A 24,481-nucleotide genomic window follows, 5' to 3' on the forward strand; every position below is an offset into this window, starting at 1 on the left:
ATACATCCAGAATCAGTCAGAGGGTGCTATCCATCCCCACCGTATAGACGGTGGGGAATTCCGCACCTTACGTTAAAGCCCAAAATCCCTTGCCTTGGGAGGGAAGCTTGGCTCCAAGCGGATAGACAGAAGGGGTAAGAACCGCTGTTGGAATAGGCCCAAGTCTCCAGGAGTACTTGAGGCTCAAGCCCTTCTCCAGCCCCCAGATAAAACTGCCAGATCCTCTTCGTCCAAGTCAGCAGGGATCCCGGATCGGATCAGCTCGGCAAAATCTTCGTTGGGCACCATCATACAGAGGGCGTAGAGACGGCCAGGGCCGGTGTTGTGGATTTCGTGGACACCGGTCGGCGGCACCAGGATGCTGTCTCCGGTTTTGATGGGGGCCGCTTTCCCATCGCAAATAGCTAAACCTTCCCCCTTGAGCACGAAAAACATTTCCACAGCCATTTGATGGCGATTGGGGGGCGTTCTGCCTCCCTCATCGAAAATCTCGACACAGAACGTTAGCGAGACTTGAGCATGAGAAGGATCGAACACAATGGCCAGACGATTGGTGTCGTGGGGGCTGATGCGATAGGCCTGATAATCGGCAGGAGTTTTGACGATTGGGATCACACAGCGGGAGAGCGTTTGCATCGGGATCCTCCCCTCAAGAGAGGGTGGGTGGAAAGTGGCAAGCGCTAAGAGGGGAGAGCTGCCAGCAAATCAGCAGAGGAAGCAACAAAGCCAAAGCACTGCTTGACGTTGTAAAGGGTGGCCCGCAGACAGTACTCAGGAGAGGTGGTGGCGGCGCAGTCTTCTAGCAAAATGCAGTCGTAGCCGAGGAAATTGGCGTCTTGCAGCGTGGTCATAACACACTGATCGATGTTCACGCCGGCAAAAAAGAGGGTGGTACGTCCGAGATTTTTGAGAATGCTGTCGAGAGGGGTGTCCCAAAAGCCACTCATGCGGAACTTATCCACCCAAATATCCTCGGGTTTGACTTCCAATTCCTCCACCACAGCCGCGCCCCAACTGCCGCGGGTGAGAACCAAAGACCCCTTTTTGGGCAAGGGATCCCCCAGCCCTACCCCCTCTCCGGTGGGATTGTAGACGTGTCGCAGGCCGGCGCTGATGTTGAGCAGGTCGGGCCGATTGCCCCAGTTGACCCACACGATCGGCACCTGGGCCTGCCGCAGGCGGGGCAATAGAGTTTTCAGGGGGCCAATGGGAGCTCGCGCCGGTGTAACATCGACGCCAATGCTGGCCAGCCACCCGTCGGGGTGGCAAAAGTCGTTTTGCATGTCAATGACCAGCAGCGCCGCTTTGGCCAGATCCAGGCGCAGGGTTTTGCTGGAGGTAGGCAGCAGGATGGGCCGAGGCTCTAAAGGCGGGCGGGTGATGTCGGCCATTGCGGCGTTCACAGCCCAGGCATTGGGAGGGATCCCCAAAGTCTTTAAGGGGCGGCTTGGGGGGCTCATCGGCTCTCCGCTCACGGGTCAGGGCAAGTACCTACCTACCTGCGCTTAACCTTAATGCACGACGGAGCTTACTTTGGAATCATAGGCTACAGTCTCTCACCTTGTTGACGCGCGGGATCCCGCCCGGTTAGTCGATAGGGGCTGGGGAAGGTTGCCACAAGGCCGACCAGAGATCCTGCTCTGGACTATACTGTAAAGGCCAAGGTTATGTAGAAATATGAACATTCTACGGCAGTATATCTTTCCCGCTCTCATCCTGCTGGTGTTCCTATTTACTCTGGTGGTGGTGAGCATCCGCTCGTTTCTGCCGGAAGATATGGCCCAGCCGGCCCCGGTAGAGGAAGTAACATCGATGGGTCTTGCCGACCTTTCTTCCGCGAATGTTTGAGGATGGCTGAACTGGAGATCCCTCTGCCTGCTGGTTACCGTTGGCGCATTGGCTCTGCTTGGGATCGGCCCTGGGTGCGGCGGGGATTGCAGGCCACCTTGCAGGAGTCTTTCCCCGAGCAAAGCCAGTGGGATCACCTGGAAGCGACCCTGGATCGCCTCTTTGACCCCCCCCGTACTCCCTGCTGGTGGATCCTCAACGAAGCAACAGGGGAGCCGGTGGGCGGCGTGTGGGCCGGCATTTCTACCGACCAAGCCACTCATCGTCGGGTGGCCTACGTTTTTTTGCTCTGGGTGGATCCCGCCCATCGTCGGCGGGGGCTGGGCAGAGCTTTGCTGCAACAGGTAGAACGCTGGGGATCCCAGCAGCAGTTGTCGGCCATCACCTTGCAGGTTTACCGCCACAATCAAGCTGCCCTTAACTTCTATAGGCAGGCCCACTTTGCTGTGCAAGGCTACTGGCTATACAAACCCCTCGGCCCTGCTGCCGCCTCCCAGGAACTGGAAGACTACGAAGTTTTGTAAAGAAGCTGGGATCTGCCCGCAGCCGCTCTTTTGATGAAAACGTGATGGAAACGATGGCATCGACTGGAGGGAAGGCCCATGTCCAGACCTGTCAAACTCAGTGAAGCCGAGATCCAGGCCAAGCTAGAGGAGCTGCCTGGCTGGTCTTTGCAGGAGGGGAAGCTGCATCGCCAGTTTCAATTTCGCTCCTTTGTGGAAGCTTTCGGCTGGATGAGCAGTGTGGCTTTGGTGGCCGAGAGCATGGGGCATCACCCCGAGTGGACCAATGTCTACAACCGCGTGCGGGTGGATCTCACCACCCACGATGCCGGAGGCATTACGGAACTGGATTTCACCTTGGCACAACGCATGAACGAGCTGGCTGGGTGAACACTCTCTCGGCAGCAGACTGAGCCGGGGATCCCTGCAAAGCTCCTTGGGTCGGGGATCCCTGTTTTGTTCATGGCTTAGAGTTGGGCCGAGTTTTGACACTCCCACTGCCTAAAGGCGGGGGATTCTTACGCAGTTCAAAAACAAACTCGTAAAGGCGCTGTTATTGCCAATTACGGGCTTTTCCGCCCCGCACTCCAGTTCGGGGCTACCAAGCTATCCTTCTGTGTTGGAAGCTGCCTTTGTCTGATAGACTAAGCCTAAGGTTAAGAAATGATAATTTTATGAACGTGCTGGTTGTGGGGGCAACGGGAACGCTGGGCCGTCAGGTGGTGCGGCGGGCCATCGAAGAAGGGCATCAGGTGACTTGTCTGGTGCGAAACCCGGCCAAGGCTGCTTTCTTGAGTGAATGGGGCGCCCACCTCAAGGTGGGGAACCTACTGCAGCCCAGCACGCTCCGAGCGGCGATGGAAGGCGTCGAGGCGGTGATCGACTGTGCCACGGTGCGGGTAACCGACACCCTCAGCGCCCGCCAGGTGGATTGGGATGGCAAAGTTGCTCTGATCAATGCGGCACGGGCTGCCCAAGTGGGCCACTTCGTCTTTTTCTCCATCATGGGTGCTCAGCATGAGTACCCCAATGTGCCCCTGATGAATTTCAAGCACCACATCGAGAAGTACTTGATCGGATCCCAGATGCCCTACACCATCTTTCGTCCGGCGGGCTTCATGCAGGGATTGATCGGCCAGTATGCCATCCCCATTTTGGAAGAGCAAATTGTTTGGGTAGCCAGCGAGAGCATCCCCACAGCCTACGTCGACACCTTAGATGCAGCCCGGTTTGCTGTGCGATCCCTTAGTGTCGAAGGCGCCAAGCAGCAGATCTTCCCTTTGGTGGGGCCCAAGGCCTGGACATCCCAAGAAGTCATCGCCCTGTGCGAGCAGCTCTCCGGCAAAAAAGCCAAGGTCAGCACCATGCCCTTGGGACTGCTGCGAGGAGCGCGTAAGGTGGCCCAGTTCTTTCAGTGGAGCTGGAACATTGCCGACCGGCTGGCCTTTGTCGAGGTGATTGCTGCCAAAGAACCCATGCATGCCGATATGACAGCTGTGTGCGAAACCTTGGGGATTGAACTGACCTCTCTGACCTCGCTTGAAGATTACCTGGCCGAGTATTTCCAAAAAATGTTGAAACGGATTCGCGAACTCAAGGTCAAGCAACCCAAAGTCAAGACGCCTTTCTAGGGCATTGCTCTTGATCTTCATAGCAACTTCACAATAGCAATTCCATAGCGACTTGATTGAGTAGCGGACTGGGGAGAAGAGCTGAACTGGGGCGCGCCCGTCCTGCTGGATCGGAAACAGCACCGGAAACTGGATCCACCCAACCGCGGATCCTCAGGTTTCCAAGGAGCTTGTTCCCATCTACCCTATAGAAGTAGTGAGGATAAAAAGCAAGGTGGTCACAACAACAGAGACCACCTGGCTACCCGCTCTTAAAGCATAGACTCTTACCTAGAGATCTCATCGGAAAGTTCAATTTTTATCTATCTCGGTTCTCCGCTAGGATGCTTTTTAAGATTTCTTGCAGGATCTCAGCGAGTGTTCCAGTTTGGCCAAGATCCCTGGCCGAAGGAGGATTATGAGCTTGAACGGGCTGATCACAACTGCATGGCTCATTCCCCTCTATGCCTTGGTGGCGTGGACGGGAGCGCTAATCTGGTCCCCAGGAATTACCCGGCGCACAGGACCCCGTCCGGCGGGCTATCTGAATGCGCTGCTGACTTTGCTGGCGTTCTTGCACAGTGTAGGAGCGCTGGTGGCAATTTGGGATCAGCCGTCGCAGGTGATTCGGCTGCCCTGGCTGCAGGTGGGGGATCTGGTATTGGAGCTGCCGCTGCAGGTCTCATCGCTAACGCTGGGGGCCTGCGCCGTGGTGACGGGGCTGAACCTAGCGGCTCAGGTGTACGGGTTCGGCTACATGGAAATGGACTGGGGCTGGGCGCGGTTTTTCTCCTTGCTGGGCCTATTTGAGGGGGGGATGTGCGCTCTGGCCTTGTGCGACTCTTTGTTTTTTAGCTACGTCATCTTGGAAATTTTGACTCTGGGCACCTACCTGTTGGTGGGCCTTTGGTTTAACCAGTCGCTGGTGGTAACAGGGGCGCGGGATGCTTTTCTGACCAAGCGCATTGGCGACCTGTTGCTCTTGATGGGGGTCATCGCCATCTACCCCCTGACGGGATCCTGGGAGTTTGAGGACTTGACGGCTTGGGCAAAGTCGGTGCAGGCAGGAGCTATCTCTGTGGATCCGACCTTGATCACTTTGGCGGGGCTGGGGTTGTTGGCTGGCCCGGTGGGCAAGTGTGCCCAGTTCCCCCTGCACCTGTGGCTGGATGAGGCGATGGAGGGGCCGATCCCGGCCTCGATCTTGCGCAACTCGGTGGTGGTGGGCACGGGAGCTTGGGTGTTGATTCGCCTGCAACCGCTCTATGCTCTTTCCCCAACCGTGCTGGAAGTGATGCTGGTGATCGGGGCACTGACGGCAGTGGGAGGAGCCTTCGTGGCCCTGGCCCAAATCGATGCCAAGCGGGCCTTGTCCTATCTGGTGAGCGCCTACATGGGCTTGATCTTTGTAGCGGTGGGCACAGGACACACCCAACAAGCCTACCAACTGCTGCTCACCTATGCGCCGGCGATGGCCTTGCTGGTGATGGCGCTGGGTATGGTGATCTGGAACAGCATTACCCAGGATCTGCGCTACCTGGGGGGCTTGTGGTCGCGGCGGCCTATCTCCGGCCTGTGCTTTTTGACGGGGATGGCCGGGATCATCGCCTTGCCCCCCTTCGGCTCCTTCTGGGTGTTGACGGATCTGTGGCAGCAGTTGGCGCAATCGGGGCAGGGGCTGTGGGCGGCAGTGGTGCTGGTTACCAATGCGGTGACGGCGCTGGGGCTGACGCGGGTCTTCGGCCTGGTTTGGGGGGGTAAGCCGCAGCAGATGAGCGAGCGTTCCCCAGAGGTGCATTGGCCAATGATGTTGCCCAGCACAGTCACCATGGGAGTGGCGCTGCACATGCCCATGATCCTGGCGGCGCTGGATCTCATTCCCGTCCTAGAAGGGATCCCCGTTGGAGTGATGACGGGATCCAGCTTGGCGGGCATCGCCTTGGGAGCCTGGCTGTACCTACCGCGGGAGCGGCGGCCGGTGGACTGGGCTTTCTTGGCCGACTGGCAGGATCTGCTGGCCAACGACTTCTACACTTCCAAGCTCTACCGAGCCAGTGTGGTGTTTTTGGTGCGCATCATCTCTGATGTCACGGCTTTCTTTGATCGCTACGTGGTGGACGGCTTGGTGAATTTGACCAGCTTGGCGGTGCTGGCAGGCGGCCAAGTCCTGAAATACACCACCTCCGGCCAGTTGCAGGCCTATGTGCTGACCATTGTGGTGGGGGTGGCCCTGCTGGGCTGGCTCATTCTCTAGGCTTGGGTGGTGGCAGGACGGAGTCCTTAGAAAAGAGGAAAAAGACGATGCTGAGTGCCTTGATTGTGTTGCCGATTGTGGGATCCCTGCTCCTGTTCCTGGGCTTGGGAGGGCGAAAGCTGGCGGTGGTCTTGGCCGCGATCCCGCTGGCCATCTCCCTGCTCCTATTTACCCGCTTCGACTTGCAGGCGACCGGCTTGCAGTGGGAGCAGCGGTGGGATTGGATCCCGCCAATTGGGCTGAGCTACTCCCTGGGCTTGGATGGGCTGTCTTTGTTGATGGTGGCCCTGAACGGGCTGCTCACCCTCATCGCCATTCTGACGGCGGAGCCGGAAGTGAAGCGGCCCAATCTCTTTTACGGCTGCATTTTGCTCATGAGCGGGTCGGTCAACGGGGCTTTTGCCGCTCAGAACCTGCTCTTGTTTTTCCTCTTTTACGAGCTGGTGCTGATCCCGATCTACCTGCTTATTTCCATCTGGGGCAGCCCCAAGCGGGATTACGCCGCCATCAAGTTTTTGATTTACACCGCTGTCTCTGCCATCTTCCTGTTGGGGGCGTTTTTGGCCATCTACTGGCTAGGGGATCCCCATACCTTTGAGCTGGCCGAGGTTCGCATTAGCTCTCTGGGCCCTGCTGCCCAAACCCTGACACTCTTGGCGTTGATTGTGGCTTTTGGCATCAAGATGCCGCTGGTGCCTCTCCACACCTGGCTGCCCGACGCCTACGGCGAGTCTTCGCCGCCGGTGGCGATCCTGCTGGGTGGGGTGCTCTCCAAGTTGGGCACCTATGGTCTGTTTCGCTTTGGGCTGCAGTTGTTTCCCCAAGCTTGGGCCGATCTGGGCGGGATCCTGGCCTGGTGGGGGGCCATTGCTGTGCTGTCGGGGGCTTTGGCGGCCATCGCCCAAAAAGACATCAAGCGCATGGTGGCCTACAGCTCCATTGGCCATATGGGCTATATCCTGCTGGGCATGGCGGCGGCCACACCGATTAGCCTGACGGGGGCGATGGTGCAGATGATCTCCCACGGCCTGATTTTGGCGCTGCTGTTTGATCTGGTGGGCCTGGTGGAGCGCAAGGTGGGAACGCGGGATCTGGACGTGCTCAACGGCCTGCTCAATCCCCTGCGCGGCCTGCCCACCGTGAGTGCCCTGCTGATTTTGGGCGGCATGGCCAGCGCCGGGATCCCGGGCTTGGTGGGCTTTGTGGCGGAGTTTTTGATCTTCCAGGGCAGCTACCAAGATTTTCCCTTGCCCACCTTGATCAGCATCTGCGGCACCGGCTTGACGGCGGTGTATTTTGTAATCCTGCTCAACCGCACCTGCTTCGGCAAATTGGACAACCGCACCGCCTACTACCCACGGGTGCAAGGTTGGGAGCGGATCCCGGGCTTTATCTTAACTGCCTTGATCGTCTGGTTTGGGATCCAGCCTATGAACCTGGTGAAATGGCCGCAACCGTTGGCGTTTACTCTATCCACCCAGGTGGCTCAGGCCCAAACCCTCATCTTGGCCTCAGCCGGCGACTTTGCCCATTCTCCCTAGATCACCTTCTCGGGAGGCGACCAAAGCAATCGGAGAACTTCCAGGAAGCGTCCAAGACCGAATTGAGATCTCGACGCATAGCCGCAAGGATCCAGAGCTTTTGAAGAGTTGGAGACTTCTTCCATGACGACAACCCTCACAACCCGCAAGCTTCCCCCTTCTACCCACCCTTTTGCGGATGTAGTCCACCGCCTCGAAGCGGGGGGATCCATGCTGCCGGATACGCCGGAAAACCTGATGCAAATTATCGGCCTTTACAAAGCCTATGCGGTGCCGATGGACTTCTACTGGCGGGATCTGCTCTACATTGCCGAGCAGGTGTTTGTGGATCCCTTGCCCTTTTTTAAGTTCATCATTCCCGAAGAATACCTAAAGCTGGCCAACCACTACGCGGGAGATAATGCAGATTTGCGCATTTGGCGCGGCCCCGCCACGGCCCACCCGGAACTTCTGGAGTTCATGGAAAAAGGGGAGCTCAAGCGCAAGCTGCCGCGGATTTTGCATCACCTCTGGCATGACCGCATCAACATGGAATTTGCTGAAGAATGTATGCGGGCCATGCTCTGGCACCGGGATATGGGGGGCCTGTTGGATCCCTATATGGATTCCGAGGAATACAAACAAAATGCCGACCGCGCCATCCGCGCCTACTGTCAGGGTAATCCTCTCTTGACCGGCCTGTACAAGCTCTTTCCAGACATGTTTCTGGAACTTTGCCGCCAGGCCACCATGTATTCGGTGCTGGGCCTGTTTTGGGAGATTATGGCCCCCGTCTTTTTTGAGATGAGCGACCTCTACGACGAGGGCAAAATCACCAGCGTGCCGGAGGCAATGAACTTTTTGGTCAACGGGATCTTCGCCATTGCCGGGCGGCCCATCTACCACCGGGTGCGCATTCGCGGGGAATGGTACGATATTGTGCCCAAATCCAAGGGATTTACCTGGCTCTACGAGGCGGCTTTCCCCTACGTAGAGGCCGTGTTCTATCGCACCTCTCCCTTCCGCGGCACCAAGTCCTACAACGCCCAGGCCAACGAAGTTCCCACCAACCAGTTGGACTTCCACTATGGGATCCTCTACGCCGACAAGTTTCCGGTGGCCACTGCTGGGATCCCGCCGACGCTTTTGCACCAGGATATGTACCACTTTTTGCCCCAGTATTTGGTGGAGTATTACCGCAAGCATTGCCGCGGCGAAGATGACATGCTGATCCAGCTTGGGATCAGCTTCCAGCGCTCCATGTACAACGTTACCTCAGCCGTGATCCAGGCGGGGAGGGCAGCTTTTCTCTATCCTTTGGACGATCCCAATCCGCGGCATTTGATGATGAACCGCCGTTATTTTGAGGGACAACTCAATCGCTTCACCCGACCAGAATACGGGATCCGAGAAGCAGCCCGCCTGTCCTACATTCAGGATCAGAACTATCGCTAGCCGACTTCAAGTGCTAGGCATTGACCCTTCCCCTCCTCGATTGTGTCCAGGCTAGGTAGCTCTGCAACTGCCTGTTTCTTTGGCTTTCCTATCATCCCAACTTTCAGAAAATAAGGATCTCGGCCATGCCTGATATTGTCGATATTGCCGTTTCTGCTGAGGGTTTCTCCACCCTAGTTACAGCCGTGAAAGCGGCAAACTTGGTGGATACTCTGAAAAGCCCCGGCCCCTTTACGGTTTTCGCCCCCACGGATGCAGCTTTCGCCAAGTTGCCCCCCGGCACCATTACCACCCTGGTGCAAAACATCCCCCAACTGACCCGCATCTTGTGTTACCACGTGGTGCCCGGTCGCCTGAAAAAGGCAGATTTGGCCAAGTACCAGAGCGTGGGCTCAGTAGAGGGATCCCCCATCGATCTGTTTATCGAAGGGGATGTGTTTGAAGTGAACAATGCCACCGTTATCCAGGCGGATATCGAAGCCGACAACGGCATCATTCACGTTATCGACACGGTGATCCTAATGCGGCCCCACTGGTTCTGGCCGATTATGAACTCTGCCTTGACTGCCTCGGCCAGAGGATAAACGGATCCATACCAAATCCTGAGTGCGGGTTGGGGAAAGTGTCCTTGTGAACACTCTCCCCAGCTAGAGGTTCTTGCTCTGCGTATCTCCTCACCTTCATAGGGTGAGGGTTTCGCCGGCAGCAATGTCGCGCTCTTTACTCCACCCGCAGATGAATCCGAAGCTTGTACTCGTCTGGCCCAATTCTCTGACTGAGGAGCTTTTCTCTATTTGAGGATGGAGCTTAGCGGACTCGAACCGCTGACCCCTTCAATGCCATTGAAGTGCTCTACCAACTGAGCTAAAGCCCCAGGTTTTCAGTTGATAGAAAAGGGAGCCCTCTCCCTTCAACTATCAACCATTCTTAGATCACCAGTGTAGCCTAAAGAAGCCGCTTGCTGGTGAAAAGTGCCAGGCACTCATCGTAGACAGGCGGTGGATGCTTGTCAAGAGCTCGGTGGATGGGTTCTGCCAGGCTCTCGGCTTGTGGCCACCGGAGGAGCTTGCCGGGTGATAGAACAGAGTCAGTGACATTGAGGGGCTTGTGACAGAGGAATCCCTGCTTAACCGCATTTTGGCGGCTTCTTTGCTGGTGGTCTGCCTGATGGCGGCCATTGTTGGCGGCACACGACCTGCCTCAGAGTCGGCTCGGCTTGGCCTGGAGTCGGCGCGGGGGGCAGATCGCATCGAGGTGGTCACCCTGGAAGGAACGATAGGAGGTCCACGGGGCTCGACTTTGGTAGGCCTGCCCACCTCTCCTGTGGAACAGTTGCGGGAGGCAGTGCAAGACCGCGCCGTCAAGGCTGTATTGCTGCGCATCAACAGCCCGGGCGGGGCCGTGGGATCCAGCCAGGAACTTTACCGTGCCGTAACCGCTCTACACGAAGCCGGCAAGCCGGTGGTCGCCATCCTGGAAGACATCGCTGCCAGTGGGGGGTACTACGTGGCCAGTGCTGCCGACAAAATCTATGCCAACCCCGGCACCTTGACCGGCAGCATAGGGGTCATCATCAGCGGCCTCAGCTTTGGCAAGTTGCTGGAGAACTACGGCATCGAGCCGCAGACCTTCAAAACCGGCGAGTACAAAGACATCCTCTCTCCCTTCCGCAGCGCCACTCCTCAAGAGCAGCGCCTTCTGCAGGGCTTGGTGGAGAACACCCTTGACCAGTTCATTCGCGATGTGGCCCAAGGACGCCAGCACCTGCCAGCAAAAGGGGCAGAGCAGGTGTTGGACGCAGAGATGATCGCGCGGCGACAAAGCTTGGACGAAGAGCGAGTGCGACAGTTGGCCGATGGGCGCATCTTCACCGGGGCGCAAGCTGTGGAGGTGGGCTTGGTGGATGCTTTGGGGGGATACACCGAAGCGGTGGAGGATCTGCGGCGCATGACCGGGGATCCCTCTTTGTCGCCCGCAGGTGGGGGAGATGGCTTCCAACGGGCACTGCGACGACTGCTCAGCCAGGGATTGTCCCCGCAAAGGCAAGCTGCTTGGCTGAGCCGGCTGTTGGCCGGCGACGCGGTTGCTGGGATCCCAGACGTGCCGCTGCTGTGGATGGCGCCGGAGCGGACTTTGCGCTAAATCTAATCACGACCGGTTTGGGTGTGGGGGGGTGAAGTGGTGAATCGAGAAGCGGTTCCGCAGGCAGTGCGGAGCAATTGGGGGGATCAGGGGAGCGCCCTAAGGGAAGGATCCCAGGGGGCAGAGCAGGATGGCGCCATCGACCTGGAGCTGTCAACCAGTCGGGCTTGGGTGGAAATCGACGCGGCCCAGTTGCGGGAAAATCTGCGGCTGTTGCAGGCCCGCTTGTCGCCGGATACCGAGATCTGGGCAGTGGTCAAGGCCAACGCCTACGGGCATGGGGCCCACTTGGTGGCTCCTGTGGCCGTTGCTGCCGGCGTCAAAGGGCTGTGTGTGGCCACCCTAGCGGAAGGGATCGAGTTGCGGCAAATGGGGCTGCAGGCTCCGATTTTGGTCTTGGGAGCTTTGAACACCTGGGCGGAGCTGCAGCAGGCCATGGCAGCTCGGCTGGAGGTCAGCCTTACCCGCGCCGAGCAAATCCCCCTGATGCGCCAGGTGGCCCGCTGGGCCGGGCGACCCGTCCCGGTGCATGTCAATGTAGATACGGGCATGACCCGTTTGGGGATCCCCTGGAGCGAAGCCGCAGCCGTGTGGGGGCAGATTTGTCGGATCCCGGAGCTGGCGGGCTGTAGCCTGTTTTCCCATTTGGCGACGGCAGACGAGCCCCATTCTCCGGCCATGGAACAGCAGCACGCCCGCTTTGCCCAGGTGGTGGAACAGATTCGCCAAGCCGGGGATCCCTTGCCACCGTTGCATCTGGATAACTCCGCCGGCGCTCTGGCCCGTCTTCACTACTCCCGCGTGCGGTTGGGGTTGGTCCTCTATGGCTTGTCGCCTGCTCCCCACCTGCCGGTGCCGGGTTTACAGCCGATCTTGCGTCTCAAGGCGCGGCTGACCCACATTCAAACCGTGCCCGCCCAAACCGGCGTGAGCTACGGACATCGCTACATCACCTCTCGCCCCAGTCGCATTGCCACTCTGGCCATCGGCTATGCGGACGGGATCCCACGGCGGCTTTCCGGCTGGCTGCGAGGATGGGTGCGCGGCGGCCTGATCCAACAGGTGGGCACGATCACAATGGATCAATGTATGTGGGATGTCACCGAGAGGCCGGATATACAGGTGGGGGACGTGGTGGAGCTGCTGGGCCCCAAGCTGGCAAATATGGGTTTGTCTGTGCAGGATTGGGCTGACCAGGCGGGCACCATTGCCTACGAACTGCTGTGTGGGCTTTCTGCTCGTCTGCCGAGAGTGTTGGTCAATGGAGAGGCTGCCAGCACCAACATTGTTTACTGAGCTGGGTACTCTAGAGGATAGGAGGTCGCTAGAGACTCCGGCTGGCCAGATCCCGCTTAAAGGGGAATTCGCCATCGGTAAGGGAAGCTACAAGGAGGCAGCCATGGAGACACGCAAACCCCTGAGGAGGCTGGAAAATCAAATGGAGCGGGCCGTCCTCGAAGCCATAAACGAGATGCTCCTCCTGGAAAGCCAGCAGCGCTACTGCTTCTGCGAGAGATTCTGTCACGATGCTGCCGCCCTGGCCTTGAACAATCTCCAGCCTCGCTACGCCACCAGTTTTCATGGCTCTCTTCACACTTTGGAAGCCATTCAAGCGGATCAGGAGTTGCAGAGGCTGATCCGGTTGGAGGTGGTGAAGGCCATGGAAAAGGTGGCGGCCAATCCCCGTTGCCCAGAACCTGACTGTCCTCTGCTGCTCGTCCAGACCGCTGACGCGACCGAGTTAGAGCTGGCCCCCAGCGACAATTGATTGCAGGAATGCCCCCGACAGTGCTACCCACTGCTGACGTGACCGTTTCCGCTTCGCCGGTGGCCTTTCTCGGCCCTGCCGGAACCTACACGGAGCTGGCTGCTTTGCTGGCCTGCCCCGAGCAGCCTCACCTGCACAGCCAGGGATCCCATCCCTTGGTGCCCTATCCGACGATCAGCGCTTGTTTGGAGGCGGTAGCTGCCGGCCAGCAACCCTGGGCGGTGGTGCCGGTGGAAAACTCGGTAGAGGGCGGCGTTTCCATGACCTTGGACGCCCTCTGGCAACTGGAGGGGCTGAGCATCCGCCAGGCGCTGATCCTACCGATTCGCCATGCCCTCATCGGACGTGCCTCGCAGTTGCAGCACATTGAGCAGGTCTATTCCCACCCGCAGGCTTTGGCCCAATGTCAGGCGTGGCTGAGAGCCCATTTGCCTCAAGCCACGCTGATCCCAACCCGCTCCACCACCGAAGAATTGGATCGCCTGCAGCAGCCCGGCGCCGCCGTCATTGCCTCAGAACGAGCTGCCACCCTCTACCAATTGCCGGTCTTGGCCTGCCCAATCAACGATCACCCCGACAATTGCACCCGCTTTTGGGTGGTGGGCCGTGGGCCGCTTTCGCCTTCAGATCGACAGGATGGGGCGCCCGCTTCCCCTGGAGGATCCCACACTTCCTTGGCCTTCAGCCTGCCCCACAATGTGCCGGGGGCGCTGCTGAAGCCGCTGCAAGTCTTTGCGGAGCGGGGCTTGAACATGTCGCGTATTGAATCGCGCCCCACCAAAAAATCGGCGGGGACTTATGTCTTTTTTGTCGATCTGGAGAATCCGGTCGGCCAGCCCTATCTGGATGCAGAGGTGATTGCGGCGCTGGAAGCGATTGCGGAAACTTTGAAGCTCTTCGGCAGCTACCCCGTGCATGACCTCTGCAAACAGGGTGGTCTATCCCAAGCAGCAGGAGCCCTGCTCTCTGAGACAGGGTAGCCTTTGAGCCCCATGCTCTCCGCCAGCTTGACGCCATACTGCTGCCACCCGATCAACCCGTAGCCGCCATCTCCAGTCACGGCCACGATGTGGCGGTCAGGATGTACCAATTTGGCGGCCAAAGCCCCCGCAATGGCGATGCCCATGGCGGCAAAGCCATTGGAGATGAGACAGGTGTTGGGTTTGTCGCAGTAGTAAAGGCGGGCCCTCCACCATAGACAGCGGACAGGGCAGGGGATAACTTTTTTTCTGAGCTAGGGGGCGGTGGGAACCGAGCTAAGCTCGAATGGAATTGCCCCTCAAAGCTTTCTCTCCTCTGGAGATGCCCATGCGGTTTTATGTTGAAGCTTTCACCGTTCACAAGCGCTATGCCCTGACCATCAGCCGAGGTACCTACAGTGAGGCTGCGCTGGCGTGGGTGCGGATCGAGGAAGAGGGGATTGAAGGGTGGGGAGAGGCTTGTCCCTTCTCGCTAAGCGACGACTGCCACCAGTCCCTGGACGATATCCTCATGGGCCTAGATGTGGCCAAAGGGATCCTGAGGCGCCACTCCCCCTGGGAGCGCCAGCAAATCGAGGCTCAGTTGCTGCAGGCCGGGATCCCGTCGGCGGCGCGGGCGGCGGTGGATATGGCTCTGCACGATTGGATGGGCAAACGACTGGAGAAGCCCCTGTGGCAGTTGTGGGGGCTGGATCGCTCCCGCATTCCGTCCACCACGTTGACCATTGGCATTTCCACCCCTCAAGCGGCCCGCCAGCGGGCCTTGGCCTGGATGGAACAGACCCAAGCGCGGGCCTTTAAGATCAAGCTGGGTAGCGACTTGGGGCTGAGGGCGGATCAGAACATGCTGATTGCTGTGCAAGAGGTGATCCCGCTGGGATCCTTGATTACAGTGGATGCCAACGGGGCTTGGACGGTGGAGCAGAGCTTGAGCATGAGCAACTGGCTGGCGGGGCAAGGGGTGAGCTACCTAGAGCAGCCTTTGGAGAGGGGGCAGGAGGCGAAGCTGATCACCCTCTGGCACGAGTCGAAGCTGCCCATCTTTGTGGATGAGAGCTGCTGCGACAGCCGCGATATTCCTGCCCTGGCGGATCGCGTCCACGGCATCAACATCAAGCTGATGAAATGTGGGGGCCTCAGCGAAGCCTGGCGCATGATCCACACGGCCAAATCTTACGGGCTGCAGGTGATGCTGGGCTGCTACAGCAACACGGCTCTGGGGAATACGGCGGCGGCCCACTTGGCCCCACTGGTGGATTATCTGGATTTGGACAGCCACCTCAATCTTGTCGAGGATCCCTTCGTCGGGGCCGTCCTGCAGGAGGGCCGTCTCATCCCCACCGACCGACCGGGCTTGGGGGTAGAGCTGCGGGAGGAGTAATGGGAAAGCCGGGATCCCTATCCAGCCAAACTCGGGTGGCCATCCTGCTCCACGGTGGCCTGCTGGGGGAGCACGGCAAAACGGGCTTGGGGCTGCTGCGCTACGGGCCTTTCCCGGTGGTGGCGGTGATCGACCGGGAGCAGGCGGGGGGATCCCTGGTTCATCTGACCGGCATCGCCAAAGCCATTCCCATTGTGGCCTCGGTGGCGGAGGCGCTGGCCTACCGGCCTGAAGTGCTCGTGATCGGGATTGCCCCTTCGGGCGGCCAGTTGCCACAAGCCTGGCGGGAGGAGTTGCGCCAAGCCCTGCAAGCCGGCCTATCTCTGGTGAACGGTCTCCACACGCCTCTGGCCGAGGATCCCCAGTTGCGGCAGTGGCTGCAGCCGGGAGCCTGGATCTGGGACATTCGCCGCGAACCCCCCAACCTGTCGGTGGGAAAAGCTTTGGCCCGCACCTTGCCCTGCAAACGGGTGTTGACGGTGGGCACCGACATGAGCGTGGGCAAAATGTCCGCCAGCCTGGAGCTGCACCGGGCCAGCCTGAGACGGGGACTGCGCTCCCGCTTTTTGGCCACCGGACAAACCGGGATCCTCATCAGCGGCGAGGGGATCCCGTTGGATGCGGTGCGGGTGGACTATGCCAGCGGAGCGGTGGAGCAACTGGTGCTGCGCTCTGGCTTTGACCACGACATTTTGCACCTCGAAGGCCAGGGATCCCTGCTCAACCCCGCCTCTACAGCGACCTTGCCCCTGCTGCGGGGATCCCAGCCCACCCATTTGATCTTGGTTCACCGAGCCGGCCAGACCCATATCAAAGGGATGGACTACGTGCCCATCCCACCTTTGTCCAAGGTGATCGAGCTGTACGAACAGGTGGCCATGGCTGCTGGTGCCTTCGCCCCTGTGCCGGTGGTGGGGATTGCCCTCAATACCTTCGGCTGGGAGGAAGAAGCGGCGCTGCAGCAGATCCGCCAGGTGCAAGCCGAGACCGGACGGCCCTGTACCGATGTGGTGCGCTTTGGGGCGGATCCCTTGTTGGAGGCGATTTTGGCGGCAGGATGACCCATAGTCTGCATCCGCCCCTACCGTCAGCTTGGCGAAGTCTTCGGAAATCAAAAGGCGAGATCCCAAGTCCACCCACTTCCTCAGCGCAGATCTCGGCCAAAGGGCAACAAGGACAAAATAATTAACTTCATGTGTTGTTTTGCAAAAGGGATCCCGACAATGGTGATGGCCAGAATCAGAGCCCAGAAGAGATGGTTAAGCACCAGCGGCCAGCCGAACAGCAATAGCCAGATAACGTTAAAGATCAGCAGCAGCGGGCTGTTGGCATCGGGATACTCCACCACTTCTTTCCCAAAAGGGGCCAGCACTGCAAACCCCAGTTTGATGCTCTGCCAGCCAAAAGGAATGCCGATGATCGTCAGGCAGAGGCTCAGCCCTCCCAAGATATAGCCCAAACCTGTCAGCAAGCCCCCGAAGATGAGCCAAATGATGTTGCCAATCAAGCTCACGATTCAGATCCTCCACCGTTGAGACCAGAGCCCTCCTGTTCGGCATCCTCACCCAAAAAACTGGGTCTCAAGACCCATCTTTGAGGACGGATTGATCCTAACAAGCTACTGGCCAAGCCGGGATCCCCAGATCCGCTTCTTTTCTGCGCTTTAGGGCTCCACGATCAGAGGCGCTGTGGCTCTATTCACCTGGCAGGGCAGAATGCGATTAAGAAAGCCGAGGATCCCCAAAACCAGGCCGACGCTGATCACCCAAAAGACCCACAACCCGCTTGCCCACGGTTGCGGCAAGTCCAAGGCCATCCCCCCAATCATGGGGCCAACGGCAAATCCTGCCGCCCAACAGAGGGAGTTGACCGACAGATACACCCCCCGCAAGTGATCCGGCGCCAAATCCGCCACCAAAGCAGAGGCCGAGGGGTTATAGCTCACCAACGCCAACGAGAGCACCACCAGAGCCAAGGCCGCCACCCCCAAAGCCGGCCCGGTTCCCAGCCCTGCCGCCAGGCCGCTGAGCCAAACCAGGAGAAATCCCACCCCCCACATTAGGGCGGATCCCTGCAACCCTTGGACGCGCGTGCGGCGGTTTAGCCAACGGGCCACCGGCATCTGCAGCAGAGCAATCAGAGCCCCATGTAAGGCAAACAGAATGCCGATTTGCACCTCTGGGATCCCTACCCGATTGCGGAAGTAGAGGGGCATGCTGCTGCTGAGCTGAGCGATGTAAGTGGTGAACAGGATATTCGACAGGCCAAACACCAAGAGAGAGCGATCCCCAAGGGCGGTTTTCCAACCTGCTAACACAGGCTCTGTCGCCGAACAGGTGGCCCGGGTTTCCCGGATGAAAAACCAGAGCACCGCCAAAAAGATTAGAAAAGTAACACCATCGATTACAAACAAGAGCCGATAGGCCCCCGTCAGAGCCACCAGCGTGCTGGCCATAGCCACCCCAAGGCTGAGACCCAGGCTATCCCCCAGGCGGTTGAGAGCGTAGGCTTCGTTGCGCTGCTCGCGCGTGGTTAGATCCGCTACAATCGCTTCTGCAGGCGGCCAGTATAACCCTTGCCCCAAACCTGCCGCCACGTTGGCCAAGGCAAAACTCCAGAACTCGTAGGAGAGCGCAAACCCAAAGGATCCCACGGCAGAAATAGACAGCGAGAGGATCAACGTGGAGCGGCGCCCCCAAGAACCATCGGCCATCGAGCCGCCCAGGATGCGGCCAAACACCCCGGCAAAAGCCATAACGCCCAGCCCCAAGCCCACTTGGGTGGCGGTCAGCCCTACCCGATTGACAAAAAAGAGGGTGGCATAAAACAGGGTAAAGCCGGTTCCGGTTTGGGAAAGCAGCCGACCGATGAAGATCAGCCAGACCTGAAAACTGAGCTTCGGCCACCAGGAAGGGATCCGCATAGGGGCTGTAACGGAGGACAAATTACCTAGGCTACGGGATCCCGCTTGCCGACGCCAGCGCCCGGGTAGATCAGGCCCAGCCTAATCTCCATTGCGAGAACGCCCCTCCTGCAGAGAGCCAACAGACAGGGCAATCAATTCCCCCAAATTCAAATACTCGCTCAACAGCCGCGCCAACCTGTACACTCGGTAGTCGAGCTGCGCCAAGCTATTGTCCATCACCTTCGTCACTACAGCACACCCATCTTCCTGAACTGACTTGCAGCCCTCTCCTAAGCCATCCTCAGCCGGCTCGCCTCTGCAAGCAAGGCAGCAAGACCAGCCAAGAGGTCAAACGGTACAGCTTCTTACCACGTCATCTCCCTCAGCCAAGGTAGATCCATCCCTTGCATAGATTAGGATCCTGCTTGGCTGCAGAACTCTCCTGAAGGTGGAAAAAGCTGTCAGGCCTGCCGACTCAATTATAGACAAAATCTGACGGAGTTTAAACAAGTATTAAGCAGAAAGCCCCGCTGGCCACCGAAACGGCTGGCCAACCTGCGGCATCCTTAGCGCCGGAAGGGGCCCACTGGCTGCTAGCCGACGGCCATCCGCGACTTGGCTGCCACAGCTCGCTCTTCCTCTGCCTCAGGGGGAACGGCCACAAACTCGATGTGGTTGAGCAGGGTGGTCACAAAGGCGAAGAGCAAAAAAGGCAGGGAAATGACCAAAATCAGGGCGATGGTGAGAAAGGCATAGAGGGGGCTATTCATCAGGGAGAGGGCAGCGCCCAGGCTGGCAAAGATGACAATCAACCAAATGATGATCTGGCCGTAAATATCTCCAAAGGAGAGGGTGCAGGTGAAGCGGTAGCGGGTGTGGGTGTTCATGGCAATTCCTTGGGATAGCCTGGATAGTTCGATCCTAGAGGCAGATCCAGCCTCAGCCTGAGAAGTATGTCGAGATTCTAGATGAGAGACGAGGAGATGCCTCTGTTTGCTAAGAAATATCTCAAGAGCCGGCTGAGAAAGAGGGGATCCCCTGTCTAGAAAAGGGCCGGATGCTACTCTCGAGATCGGGAACCGTCTCTTGCAGGCAGCAACCATGTGTATTTGTATTCACTGCTACTACGTAGACCGCTGCACCACCTACCATGCCGTGGAAGCGCAGCATCAGCAGCCCCATCTCACTTTGACGCCGGATTTTGAGCCGCAAGGCCCCCAGATCAATGTCAATATCCGCAACGGCGGCACGGAGATGGAATGGGATGTGGTGGGCTGCCAGAGCTTTCGCGAGGAACGGAACAAATGGGCGCGGCTCCGTCCCTACGAGGCGGTTCCCACGTAAGATCCCAGAATGGCCTGGACCTAAGCTGCGCACTGTACCGTCCAGGGGCGGTCAGAGCTCTTGGGTTCGGCTGCCCCAGCTTGAGAGGGTTTGTTGGGACTGGGGATGTTTTTGGCAAGTTGCGAGAGATAGGAAGACGATGATGCTGGCCTCAAGCCCGACAGCGCTGCCGGTGGACGCCCGCCAACAGGTGAGCCGGTTCATGCAGCGCCTACAGGATGACATCTGTGCCCGTCTGGAAGCCCTGGATGGCAAAGCCAAGTTTCGCGAAGACCGTTGGGAACGCCCTGGCGGAGGGGGTGGGCGCTCGCGGGTCATCCAGCAGGGAGACGTATTTGAGCAGGGGGGAGTCAATTTTTCCGAGGTGTTCGGATCCCATCTGCCCCCCTCGATTCTGAAACAGCGCCCAGAAGCGGCAGGGCATTCTTTCTATGCCACCGGCACTTCCATGGTGCTGCACCCCCGTAACCCTTACGTGCCGACGGTTCACCTGAACTATCGCTATTTCGAGGCGGGGCCGGTTTGGTGGTTTGGGGGCGGCATGGATCTCACCCCCTATTACCTGTTTGAGGAGGATGCGGCCCATTTTCACCGCACCATCAAGGCGGCCTGTGACCGCTTGGATCCCGCCTACTACCCGGCTTTCAAGATCTGGTGCGACCGCTACTTTTTCCTGCCCCACCGGGGTGAGGCCCGCGGCGTTGGCGGCATTTTCTTCGACTATCAGGATGAGCGCCCCGGCCTCCTTTACCGTCCTGAGGGTCAGGCAGAAGGGGATCCCGACCAGCTTGCGACTGAACCGCCACCGCTGCAAGTGCGGGTGGGATGCCGCAGTTGGGAGCATCTTTTTGAGCTGGTGCAAGCCTGTGGTGAGGCCTTTTTGCCGGCCTATGTGCCCATTGTGGAGCGGCGCCAGGGAATGGAATGGGGGGAGCAGGAGCGACAATTCCAGCTCTATCGGCGCGGGCGCTATGTGGAGTTTAACCTGGTCTACGACCGGGGCACGATCTTCGGGCTCCAGACCCAAGGCCGCACCGAGTCGATCCTGATGTCGCTGCCGCCGTTGGTGCGCTGGGAATACGGCTACGAGCCGCAGCCGGGCACCTGGGAAGCCAAGCTCTACCAGGTTCTGCGGCACCCCCAGGATTGGGCATAGTTTCCCCGTCTGGAGGATGTCTGTGTGTCTCCCCCTTTGCCCCTCGCCTACCGCTTTCAGCCCCCCCGCCAAGCCGGCCTGGGATCCGCACCTGTGTTGGTGATGCTGCACGGGATCGGCAGCCACGAGGGGGACTTGTTCCAGTTGGCTCCCTATCTGGATCCCCGGTTTGCGGTGATCAGCTTGAGAGCCCCCATTGCTTGGGGTGTAGGCGGGTTTGCCTGGTTTGAAATGGCCTGGACGCCGGAAGGGCTGGTGGGGGATCCGCAGCAGGCACGCGATAGCCTCCAGCTCCTGAGCCGCTTTCTGGAGCAGGTGTTGCCGGATGGGCTCCCGGATCTTTCTAATCTTGCTTTGGATCCAGGCCAGGTGTATTTGCTGGGGTTTAGCCAGGGGGCGATCATGAGCCTGTATTTGGCTCTGACCCAGCCGGAGAAGCTGGCAGGGGTGGTGGCGATGAGTGGGCGCCTATCTCCAGAGATCCTGGCCGAGGCGGTGGAGCCGGAGCGGATGAAACACCTGGCCATCTTGGCGGTTCATGGCACTGCCGATGCCGTTTTGCCGATTGCTTTTGGCCGCCAGATCCGGGACTATTTCGCCCCGTTGCCGCTGAACTTCACCTATCGCGAGTACGAGATGGGCCATGAAGTTGCTCCGGAGAGCCTGCGGGATATTCAGACGTGGTTGCAAAACCGGTTGGATAGAAGAGATTCGCCAATGAAAGCGTGACCTAATAGCGCGACACCGTCGGATGATCCTTAATGTACCAGCGCCAGGGGAGCTCGGCCCCATGGGTAATGCCAATGCGGGTGGTCTGGACGATGGGCAACTGTGCTTCCCAAGCGGGGGATCCCTCTAGCCAAATGCCTTCCTGGCCGGCTTCCGCCCGCTCCAGCCGCCAGCCGTTGTGGGATCCGTCGATGCGCAACGCCTGACAGAGCAGGCCCGGCCCTGACGCCACCCGTGCAGGCTTCGAGCGCTTACTGGCCGGGATCCACTCCGGCAGGCAATCCAACTGGGCTGCCCGGATCAAAACTGCCGAGGGGATCCCTTCCGCGTCGGTGACGATGTTCAAGCAGTGGTAGAGGCCGTAGATGCGATAGACGTAGAGATGGCCCGGCGGCCCGAACATCACCTGATTGCGCCGGGTCTTGCGGCGATAGGCGTGGCAAGCCGGATCTCCGGCGGTGTAGGCTTCCGTTTCCACGATCTGGGCCCGCACCTGCAGCCCATCGGCAAATTGCCGCACCAGCACCATGCCCAGCAAAGCAGGCGCCACCAGCGGCGCCGGCTGGCTTAACCAATCCCTGGGATCCACGGCAGACTCGGCAGGCCTCAGCCCCCGGCAACAGCAGGGACGATGCTCACCTCATCCCCATCCTGAAGAGGGGTGTCGGAGCCGTTGAGGAAACGAATATCTTCGCTGTTGACATAAAAATTGACAAAGCGGCGCAATTCCCCCTTCTCGTCGCACAGCCGCGCCTTGATGCCCGGATAGCTCTGCTCCAAGGCCTCCAGCAACTCCCGAACTGTGGATCCCTCGCAATTCACCACCTCCTGATCCCGGGTGAGTGCCCGCAGCGTGGTGGGAATCAACACCTTGACCGCCATAAGCCAATGCTTCGTCCATCGACCAACATTAGAAGACTAGGGTAGCAGCACCCCGTCAATGCCGTGAATCACCCCGTTCGAGACCGGAATATCCGCCAGGTTCACGTTGGCCCCGTTGACCCGGATGCTGCCATCGGATCCCACCTGCACCCGCAGCGGCAGCCCTGCCAAGGTGGTCAGAGTAGTCGATTGGCCGGGCCGCAGGTCAAACGAGGTAATCCGCCCCGGCACCACATGATAGGTGAGGATGCGGGTGAGCTGATCCCGGTTGGCCGGCTGCAACAACGTCTCTACGGTGCCCGGCGGCAGTTGGCCAAAAGCTACATTGGAAGGGGCAAAGATCGTAAATGGCCCCGGCCCCGCCAACGCCGTGTTCAGCCCCGCCGCCCGCAAAGCCGCCGCCAACGTCGAGTAGCTGCTGGGCAAAGTTTCCAGCTCAACGGCAATGGTGTTCAGCCCCTGGGGCCGAGCCGTGGGAGCCAAAGCAAGAGGGGTCAACACAGCCACCGCCACCGGCAGGCAGCGACGCGCAAAGTGACGGACAGAACGAAAGATAGGCATGGTGCAAAGCTCCTGAGCAAGTGGGCCTGTACCAGGGATTGTAACAGTTCTTCATTAAGACTCCGTTAAGAGCCCAGGGGGATCCCCCTCGCTTCAAACCGAGGCCTCTTGCCAGTCCAGCCGCTCCAGGGTGCGGGCCCGCTCCAACGCCTGTTCAAAGCTCTCCAGCTTGGGCGAGATCAGCAGCGGATGGCCCACCTGCGCCTGTACTGCCTCCTGGGTCTTCAAGCCGTTGCCGGTAATATAGGCAACCGTAACCGCCTCAGGATCGAGCTGGCCGGCTTCGGCCAGGTGTTTGAGCACGGCGATGGTGGTGCCGCCGGCGGTCTCGGTGAAGATGCCCTCGGTCTCGGCCAGGAGCTTGATGCCAGCGATGATCTCGGGATCCGTGGCCGTCGCGATCTGGCCGCCGGTCTTGCGGGCGATCTCCAGGGCGTAGATGCCGTCGGCAGGGTTGCCGATGGCAATGGACTTGGCGATGGTATTGGGCTTAACAGGAGTAACAAAATCCCGTCCTTCGCGAAAGGCCTGGGCAATGGGTGAGCAGCCCTGGGCCTGGGCGCCGTGGAAGGTAACCGGCTTCTCCGCCACCAGCCCCACCTTCACAAACTCCTGGAAACCTTTGTAAATCTTGGTGTACAGGGATCCGGACGCCAGCGGGATCACCACCTGATCCGGCAGTTGCCACCCCAGTTGCTCCGCCACCTCGTAGGCCAGGGTTTTCGAGCCTTCTGCGTAGTAGGGGCGCAGGTTGATGTTGACAAAGCCCCAGCCGTAGCGATCGGCCACCTCGGCGCAGAGGCGATTGACCTGGTCGTAGTTGCCCTCCACCGCCATGACGATGGGGTTGTAGATGAGGGATCCCAGCACCTTACCCGCTTCTAAGTCCGCCGGGATGAAGATGACACAATCCAAGCCGGCGTGGGCGGCAATGGCGGCGGTGGAGTTGGCCAGATTGCCCGTGCTGGCGCAGGAAACGGTGGTAAAGCCCAGCTCCTTGGCGCGGGTTAGGGCCACCGACACCACCCGATCCTTAAAGCTGAGGGTGGGCATGTTGACGGCGTCATTTTTGATGTAGAGGTTTTTCAACCCCAACCGCCGGCCCAGCCGCTCCGCCTTCACCAGAGGCGTCATGCCGGTGCCCACATCGATGGGCCGCTCCGAAACCACCGGCAGAAAAGGCCGATAGCGCCAGATGGACAGCGGCCCGGCCTGGATGCTCTGCCGGCTGACGGTGCCCTTGAGCCAGTCGTAGTCGTAGACCACTTCCAGGGGGCCAAAACACAGGTCGCACACGTGCTTAGCCACCGGCTCGTACTCAGCCCCACATTCGCGGCAGCGCAAGCGGCTGAAGCCCACCTGGGGGTTGCGCAGGGCAGGAGCCGCCGGGGCAGCGGCAGGCACGAGCGGGCGTTGGGAAAGGGTTTGCGTCATAGGGAGCCT

27 protein-coding genes, 1 tRNA gene and 1 pseudogene are annotated in these 24,481 nt (G+C 59.4%); 17 read left to right on the plus strand and 12 right to left on the minus strand.

Annotated elements, in window-relative coordinates:
• Window positions 1-183 precede the first annotated feature (183 nt).
• Window positions 184-636 carry a cupin domain-containing protein gene (locus NW862_RS06235; RefSeq protein WP_414333033.1) on the minus strand — a complete coding sequence of 151 codons (453 nt, stop codon included), beginning with the start codon at window positions 634-636 and terminating at the stop codon, window positions 184-186.
• Window positions 637-680: 44 nt separating this feature from the next.
• The gene (locus NW862_RS06240) at window positions 681-1,460 is read right to left on the minus strand and encodes a cysteine hydrolase family protein (protein ID WP_414427021.1); all 780 of its coding nucleotides are present in this window, start codon (window positions 1,458-1,460) and stop codon (window positions 681-683) included.
• A 217-nt stretch (window positions 1,461-1,677) separates the two neighbouring features.
• On the opposite strand from NW862_RS06240, the gene NW862_RS06245 reads away from it, so the two are divergent.
• The 8 genes from NW862_RS06245 to NW862_RS06280 all read left to right on the plus strand — a co-directional run bounded on the left by NW862_RS06245 (window position 1,678) and on the right by NW862_RS06280 (window position 9,774).
• On the plus strand, window positions 1,678-1,848 hold the full coding sequence (locus NW862_RS06245) for a hypothetical protein (RefSeq protein ID WP_414333030.1): 171 nt from the start codon (window positions 1,678-1,680) through the stop codon (window positions 1,846-1,848).
• Between the two features lie 2 nt (window positions 1,849-1,850).
• Window positions 1,851-2,372, plus strand: a complete 522-nt coding sequence (locus NW862_RS06250; RefSeq protein WP_414333028.1) for a GNAT family N-acetyltransferase — start codon at window positions 1,851-1,853, stop codon at window positions 2,370-2,372.
• Window positions 2,373-2,450: 78 nt separating this feature from the next.
• On the plus strand, window positions 2,451-2,741 hold the full coding sequence (locus NW862_RS06255) for a 4a-hydroxytetrahydrobiopterin dehydratase (protein ID WP_414338497.1): 291 nt from the start codon (window positions 2,451-2,453) through the stop codon (window positions 2,739-2,741).
• Between the two features lie 284 nt (window positions 2,742-3,025).
• Entirely contained in the window at window positions 3,026-3,982 is a 957-nt protein-coding gene (locus tag NW862_RS06260; protein ID WP_414333025.1) for an NAD(P)H-binding protein, read from the plus strand.
• Window positions 3,983-4,379: 397 nt separating this feature from the next.
• Entirely contained in the window at window positions 4,380-6,215 is a 1,836-nt protein-coding gene (locus tag NW862_RS06265; protein WP_414333023.1) for an NAD(P)H-quinone oxidoreductase subunit F, read from the plus strand.
• 47 nt (window positions 6,216-6,262) lie between these two features.
• On the plus strand, window positions 6,263-7,756 hold the full coding sequence (locus tag NW862_RS06270; RefSeq protein WP_414333021.1) for an NADH-quinone oxidoreductase subunit M: 1,494 nt from the start codon (window positions 6,263-6,265) through the stop codon (window positions 7,754-7,756).
• A gap of 123 nt (window positions 7,757-7,879) precedes the next feature.
• Window positions 7,880-9,190 (plus strand): CO2 hydration protein, encoded by a 1,311-nt coding sequence (locus NW862_RS06275; protein WP_414333019.1) that lies wholly within the window; start codon window positions 7,880-7,882, stop codon window positions 9,188-9,190.
• 125 nt (window positions 9,191-9,315) lie between these two features.
• Entirely contained in the window at window positions 9,316-9,774 is a 459-nt protein-coding gene (locus tag NW862_RS06280; RefSeq protein ID WP_414333017.1) for a fasciclin domain-containing protein, read from the plus strand.
• A 217-nt stretch (window positions 9,775-9,991) separates the two neighbouring features.
• Here NW862_RS06280 and NW862_RS06285 read toward each other — a convergent pair.
• Window positions 9,992-10,064, minus strand: a tRNA-Ala gene (locus tag NW862_RS06285).
• Between the two features lie 233 nt (window positions 10,065-10,297).
• Here NW862_RS06285 and sppA point away from each other — a divergent pair.
• The 4 genes from sppA to pheA all read left to right on the plus strand — a co-directional run bounded on the left by sppA (window position 10,298) and on the right by pheA (window position 14,080).
• Window positions 10,298-11,332 (plus strand): signal peptide peptidase SppA, encoded by a 1,035-nt coding sequence (gene sppA / locus NW862_RS06290; RefSeq protein WP_414333015.1) that lies wholly within the window; start codon window positions 10,298-10,300, stop codon window positions 11,330-11,332.
• A 66-nt stretch (window positions 11,333-11,398) separates the two neighbouring features.
• The gene (alr, locus tag NW862_RS06295) at window positions 11,399-12,628 is read left to right on the plus strand and encodes an alanine racemase (protein ID WP_414427022.1); all 1,230 of its coding nucleotides are present in this window, start codon (window positions 11,399-11,401) and stop codon (window positions 12,626-12,628) included.
• Window positions 12,629-12,731: 103 nt separating this feature from the next.
• Window positions 12,732-13,100 (plus strand): late competence development ComFB family protein, encoded by a 369-nt coding sequence (locus tag NW862_RS06300; RefSeq protein ID WP_414333012.1) that lies wholly within the window; start codon window positions 12,732-12,734, stop codon window positions 13,098-13,100.
• Between the two features lie 20 nt (window positions 13,101-13,120).
• On the plus strand, window positions 13,121-14,080 hold the full coding sequence (gene pheA / locus NW862_RS06305) for a prephenate dehydratase (RefSeq protein ID WP_414403083.1): 960 nt from the start codon (window positions 13,121-13,123) through the stop codon (window positions 14,078-14,080).
• Here pheA and NW862_RS06310 read toward each other — a convergent pair.
• Window positions 14,017-14,292, minus strand: a pseudogene (locus NW862_RS06310) (thiamine pyrophosphate-dependent enzyme); the annotation flags it as partial. The gene pheA and the pseudogene NW862_RS06310 sit on opposite strands and share 64 nt — an antisense overlap.
• 116 nt (window positions 14,293-14,408) lie before the next feature.
• Here NW862_RS06310 and NW862_RS06315 point away from each other — a divergent pair.
• Both NW862_RS06315 and NW862_RS06320 read left to right on the plus strand, forming a co-directional pair.
• Window positions 14,409-15,461, plus strand: a complete 1,053-nt coding sequence (locus NW862_RS06315) for a dipeptide epimerase (protein WP_414348296.1) — start codon at window positions 14,409-14,411, stop codon at window positions 15,459-15,461.
• Window positions 15,461-16,522 (plus strand): DUF1611 domain-containing protein, encoded by a 1,062-nt coding sequence (locus NW862_RS06320; protein ID WP_414338481.1) that lies wholly within the window; start codon window positions 15,461-15,463, stop codon window positions 16,520-16,522. The genes NW862_RS06315 and NW862_RS06320 overlap by 1 nt, the downstream gene beginning before the upstream one ends.
• An 83-nt stretch (window positions 16,523-16,605) precedes the next feature.
• On the opposite strand, the gene NW862_RS06325 is transcribed toward NW862_RS06320, so the two are convergent.
• From NW862_RS06325 to NW862_RS06340, 4 genes are all read right to left on the minus strand, one after another.
• Window positions 16,606-16,974, minus strand: a complete 369-nt coding sequence (locus NW862_RS06325; RefSeq protein WP_414333005.1) for a YccF domain-containing protein — start codon at window positions 16,972-16,974, stop codon at window positions 16,606-16,608.
• A 150-nt stretch (window positions 16,975-17,124) separates the two neighbouring features.
• On the minus strand, window positions 17,125-18,384 hold the full coding sequence (locus NW862_RS06330) for an MDR family MFS transporter (protein ID WP_414333004.1): 1,260 nt from the start codon (window positions 18,382-18,384) through the stop codon (window positions 17,125-17,127).
• Between the two features lie 81 nt (window positions 18,385-18,465).
• The gene (locus tag NW862_RS06335; protein ID WP_414338475.1) at window positions 18,466-18,603 is read right to left on the minus strand and encodes a hypothetical protein; all 138 of its coding nucleotides are present in this window, start codon (window positions 18,601-18,603) and stop codon (window positions 18,466-18,468) included.
• 356 nt (window positions 18,604-18,959) lie between these two features.
• Entirely contained in the window at window positions 18,960-19,253 is a 294-nt protein-coding gene (locus NW862_RS06340) for a hypothetical protein (protein ID WP_414333001.1), read from the minus strand.
• Window positions 19,254-19,467: 214 nt separating this feature from the next.
• Here NW862_RS06340 and NW862_RS06345 point away from each other — a divergent pair, with 214 nt between their 5' ends.
• The 3 genes from NW862_RS06345 (at window position 19,468) to NW862_RS06355 (ending at window position 21,595) form a co-directional block, all read left to right on the plus strand.
• Entirely contained in the window at window positions 19,468-19,710 is a 243-nt protein-coding gene (locus NW862_RS06345) for a Ycf34 family protein (protein ID WP_011434378.1), read from the plus strand.
• Between the two features lie 142 nt (window positions 19,711-19,852).
• The gene (gene hemF / locus NW862_RS06350) at window positions 19,853-20,866 is read left to right on the plus strand and encodes an oxygen-dependent coproporphyrinogen oxidase (RefSeq protein WP_414333037.1); all 1,014 of its coding nucleotides are present in this window, start codon (window positions 19,853-19,855) and stop codon (window positions 20,864-20,866) included.
• Window positions 20,867-20,890: 24 nt separating this feature from the next.
• Window positions 20,891-21,595, plus strand: a complete 705-nt coding sequence (locus NW862_RS06355) for an alpha/beta hydrolase (RefSeq protein ID WP_414333000.1) — start codon at window positions 20,891-20,893, stop codon at window positions 21,593-21,595.
• Between the two features lies 1 nt (window position 21,596).
• Here NW862_RS06355 and NW862_RS06360 read toward each other — a convergent pair whose 3' ends face one another.
• The 4 genes from NW862_RS06360 to thrC form a co-directional block, all read right to left on the minus strand.
• Window positions 21,597-22,184 (minus strand): DNA-3-methyladenine glycosylase, encoded by a 588-nt coding sequence (locus NW862_RS06360; RefSeq protein WP_414332999.1) that lies wholly within the window; start codon window positions 22,182-22,184, stop codon window positions 21,597-21,599.
• 17 nt (window positions 22,185-22,201) lie between these two features.
• Entirely contained in the window at window positions 22,202-22,477 is a 276-nt protein-coding gene (locus NW862_RS06365) for a ubiquitin-like small modifier protein 1 (protein ID WP_414332997.1), read from the minus strand.
• Between the two features lie 36 nt (window positions 22,478-22,513).
• A complete protein-coding gene (locus NW862_RS06370) occupies window positions 22,514-23,038 on the minus strand; it encodes a fasciclin domain-containing protein (RefSeq protein ID WP_414332996.1) in 525 nt (174 codons plus the stop codon).
• Between the two features lie 93 nt (window positions 23,039-23,131).
• The gene (gene thrC / locus NW862_RS06375; RefSeq protein ID WP_414427023.1) at window positions 23,132-24,472 is read right to left on the minus strand and encodes a threonine synthase; all 1,341 of its coding nucleotides are present in this window, start codon (window positions 24,470-24,472) and stop codon (window positions 23,132-23,134) included.
• Window positions 24,473-24,481: the final 9 nt, after the last annotated feature.

This window comes from Synechococcus sp. H55.8 (assembly GCF_047462375.1).
GTDB lineage: Bacteria > Cyanobacteriota > Cyanobacteriia > Thermostichales > Thermostichaceae > Thermostichus.

Coding starts and splice junctions, on each gene's coding strand:
- NW862_RS06235 (WP_414333033.1), bottom strand. CDS start 636: ATGCAAACGCTCTCCCGCTGTGTGATCCCAATCGTCAAAACTCCTGCC.
- NW862_RS06240 (WP_414427021.1), bottom strand. CDS start 1,460: ATGAGCCCCCCAAGCCGCCCCTTAAAGACTTTGGGGATCCCTCCCAAT.
- NW862_RS06245 (WP_414333030.1), top strand. CDS start 1,678: ATGAACATTCTACGGCAGTATATCTTTCCCGCTCTCATCCTGCTGGTG.
- NW862_RS06250 (WP_414333028.1), top strand. CDS start 1,851: ATGGCTGAACTGGAGATCCCTCTGCCTGCTGGTTACCGTTGGCGCATT.
- NW862_RS06255 (WP_414338497.1), top strand. CDS start 2,451: ATGTCCAGACCTGTCAAACTCAGTGAAGCCGAGATCCAGGCCAAGCTA.
- NW862_RS06260 (WP_414333025.1), top strand. CDS start 3,026: ATGAACGTGCTGGTTGTGGGGGCAACGGGAACGCTGGGCCGTCAGGTG.
- NW862_RS06265 (WP_414333023.1), top strand. CDS start 4,380: ATGAGCTTGAACGGGCTGATCACAACTGCATGGCTCATTCCCCTCTAT.
- NW862_RS06270 (WP_414333021.1), top strand. CDS start 6,263: ATGCTGAGTGCCTTGATTGTGTTGCCGATTGTGGGATCCCTGCTCCTG.
- NW862_RS06275 (WP_414333019.1), top strand. CDS start 7,880: ATGACGACAACCCTCACAACCCGCAAGCTTCCCCCTTCTACCCACCCT.
- NW862_RS06280 (WP_414333017.1), top strand. CDS start 9,316: ATGCCTGATATTGTCGATATTGCCGTTTCTGCTGAGGGTTTCTCCACC.
- NW862_RS06300 (WP_414333012.1), top strand. CDS start 12,732: ATGGAGACACGCAAACCCCTGAGGAGGCTGGAAAATCAAATGGAGCGG.
- NW862_RS06315 (WP_414348296.1), top strand. CDS start 14,409: ATGCGGTTTTATGTTGAAGCTTTCACCGTTCACAAGCGCTATGCCCTG.
- NW862_RS06320 (WP_414338481.1), top strand. CDS start 15,461: ATGGGAAAGCCGGGATCCCTATCCAGCCAAACTCGGGTGGCCATCCTG.
- NW862_RS06330 (WP_414333004.1), bottom strand. CDS start 18,384: ATGCGGATCCCTTCCTGGTGGCCGAAGCTCAGTTTTCAGGTCTGGCTG.
- NW862_RS06335 (WP_414338475.1), bottom strand. CDS start 18,603: ATGGACAATAGCTTGGCGCAGCTCGACTACCGAGTGTACAGGTTGGCG.
- NW862_RS06340 (WP_414333001.1), bottom strand. CDS start 19,253: ATGAACACCCACACCCGCTACCGCTTCACCTGCACCCTCTCCTTTGGA.
- NW862_RS06345 (WP_011434378.1), top strand. CDS start 19,468: ATGTGTATTTGTATTCACTGCTACTACGTAGACCGCTGCACCACCTAC.
- hemF (WP_414333037.1), top strand. CDS start 19,853: ATGCTGGCCTCAAGCCCGACAGCGCTGCCGGTGGACGCCCGCCAACAG.
- NW862_RS06365 (WP_414332997.1), bottom strand. CDS start 22,477: ATGGCGGTCAAGGTGTTGATTCCCACCACGCTGCGGGCACTCACCCGG.
- NW862_RS06370 (WP_414332996.1), bottom strand. CDS start 23,038: ATGCCTATCTTTCGTTCTGTCCGTCACTTTGCGCGTCGCTGCCTGCCG.
- thrC (WP_414427023.1), bottom strand. CDS start 24,472: ATGACGCAAACCCTTTCCCAACGCCCGCTCGTGCCTGCCGCTGCCCCG.